At 48.6% G+C, this 2,465-nt stretch carries 2 protein-coding genes and 1 pseudogene; all 3 read left to right on the top strand.

Features of this window, described 5'->3' with window-relative positions:
- Positions 1–599, top strand: a pseudogene (locus tag WBA23_RS11430) (hypothetical protein); the annotation flags it as partial.
- A 164-nt stretch (positions 600–763) separates the two neighbouring features.
- A complete protein-coding gene (locus tag WBA23_RS11425; RefSeq protein ID WP_424582411.1) occupies positions 764–1,912 on the top strand; it encodes an acyltransferase family protein in 1,149 nt (382 codons plus the stop codon).
- Positions 1,913–1,949: 37 nt separating this feature from the next.
- On the top strand, positions 1,950–2,465 hold a 516-nt coding region (locus WBA23_RS11420; protein WP_424582410.1), incomplete at its 3' end, for a carboxypeptidase-like regulatory domain-containing protein.

Below are 2,465 nucleotides of genomic sequence, written 5' to 3'. Positions count from 1 at the left end.
ATCCGCACTACTTTGGGCTAGGCTACCGTTGGGGTATGGGCATTGATGCTTCGGAAACCCGATTGGGTGAGTACCGTTTTCAAACCCTCTGGGACGAAGCTAATAATTGGATGGCCGCTCACGATCTGCCGCCCAAGTTTGCTCTGGGCATTTCCGAATCCCGCTCAGACCTAGGTCACCGGGGCAAACCACCCTACGATGATAGCTACGGCATGTCGCCAGTCAACTATCTGAAACTGGATTCGGTACCTTCGGTAGACGATATGAGCTCAATCGTCAACACGTTAAAGCAGGGCAATTATTTTGTGACCTCTGGTGAGGTGCTGATTCCGCATTACGAAGTTCAAGGAGAAGGAAAAGAACGAACTATTGTGGCGGAAGTGGAATGGACTTTCCCCCTAGAGATGGTAGAAGTGGTCTGGGGCAACGGTGAAACCACCGATCGGCAAATTATCTCCACGACAGATCTGCCACCTTTCAGTAAAAAGCGGTTTGAAATTCCCTTTGATGCCAGCGGTAAAAAGTGGGTGCGCTTCGCCGCTTGGGACGTAGCCACTAATGGCGCAATGGTACAACCGGTTCAGTTAATGATAGAATGAGCGAATGATGGAATGAATGATTGAATGAAAAGGGGACTGAATAATAGTTGTCATGCAGTTCAATAATTTAATTGCTAACTTTGCTTACCTATCGTCAGTGTTTCCCAGTCATTACAACTATCTATTCGATCATTCACCCACTCACTCATTCTATTATTCATTTTATGGCCGAAACTACTGCTACCGCTTCCTCCCCCACGCATCTTAAAGATTCAAAACCTACCAAGCAGCGGCTACTTTCGCTGGATGTGTTGCGGGGCATCACCATCATTGGAATGATTGTAGTCAATACTCCGGGTTCCTGGAGTTACGTATATCCGCCCTTGCAGCACGCCGAGTGGCACGGATTGACTCCTACCGACCTGGTATTCCCATTCTTCTTATTTATGGTAGGCATCTCTATCACGCTGGCTTTAGGGAGGCGGGTAGCGAGTGGAGTTCCACTGGCGGGTGTAGTGACCAAAATTGTGAAGCGTTTTTTCATTATTTATGCACTTGGTTTATTCCTGGCACTGTTCCCCGCCTTCGATTTTGAGAACCTACGCTACGTAGGAGTACTACCTCGCATTGCAGTGGTTTACTTGGTGTGCAGCTTGCTATTCCTGAAACTATCTTGGCGAGGGGTTGCCTGGTTGAGCGGGATCACATTGGTTGCCTACTGGTTAGCAATGATATTAATTCCAGTGCCGGGGGTAGGCCCGGCCAATCTGGAACCCGGAACCAACTTGGCTGCTTGGCTGGATGAACTGCTCGTACCCGGCCGGATGTACCGCGTCACCTGGGACCCCGAAGGCTTTTTGAGTACCTTCCCAGCCATCGTTACTGGTTTTACGGGGGTGCTTACCGGTTACTGGCTGCGTTCGTCTAAATCGGTTGAACAGAAAATTATTGGTATGATGGTCGCGGGAGTTCTAGCCTGTCTCGTGGGCTATCTATGGCATCAGAGTTTTCCGGTTAATAAAAATCTGTGGAGTAGCTCCTACGTGCTGGTGTCCTCCGGCATGGCCTTGCTTCTGTTGGGTACGCTGTACTGGTTTATTGACGTCAAGCACTACCGTAGTTGGACACCCTTCTTCGTTGCTTTCGGCATGAACGCCATTACGGCTTACGTACTGCACGGCACCCTGATTGATGCCTTTCATATTTCAATTAACGAAGCTGAGAAAACACTGCGGGGAAGTAGTTTTCAGGGATTAGTTAGTTTAGGCTTAGTGCCCGAGATGGCTTCTTTCGTTTGGGCGATACTTTATTTGCTGCTGTGCTTCATTCCCATCTGGATCATGTACCGCCGAAATATTATTGTGAAGATTTGATAGAAAAAGGGCGTATCTAGACAAAGTGAAAATGACGATGAAGCTAGCTATTATATTAGGAATGTGCGGGATATTAGTGCTTCCTGCTTACTCCCAAGACTTAACCCAAACTGTGCGGGGAACCGTAGTCGAAGAAGCAACCCTTCAGCCATTAGTAGGCGCAACAGTGTATTTGAAGGGGGCAGACTTGGGAAGCAGTACCAATGAACAGGGAAATTTTGTGATTCAGAATGTGCCTATCGGGCGCTACGTACTAGAGGCTAGCTTCGTTGGGTACAAAACTTTCCGGATTCCAGAATTGCTAGTGCAGTCGGGGAAAGAAACTGTATTAGAAATAACCCTTTCGCCAACTGCTCAAAGCTTGGACGAGGTAGTCGTGCAAGATGAACAATTGCTGCCACCGATGATGATCGCTCCCCTCAGTAGTCAGAGCTTTACGGTAGAAGAAACCCGTCGCTTTGCGGCTACCTTTTTTGACCCCAGTCGGCTGGCTACGTCTTTTCCGGGGGTGGTGGGAGTAAATGATCAGGCGAATCATATCTCAGTACGGGGC

Source organism: Tunicatimonas sp. (genome assembly GCF_049647865.1).
Lineage (GTDB): Bacteria > Bacteroidota > Bacteroidia > Cytophagales > Cyclobacteriaceae > Tunicatimonas.
Note: the sequence above shows the minus strand (reverse complement) of the source record. Positions and strands in the feature narration are given on the sequence as shown.

What these genes read in the sequence shown, in the direction of transcription:
- WBA23_RS11425 (WP_424582411.1), top strand. Translation starts at nt 764, where the DNA reads ATGGCCGAAACTACTGCTACCGCTTCCTCCCCCACGCATCTTAAAGAT.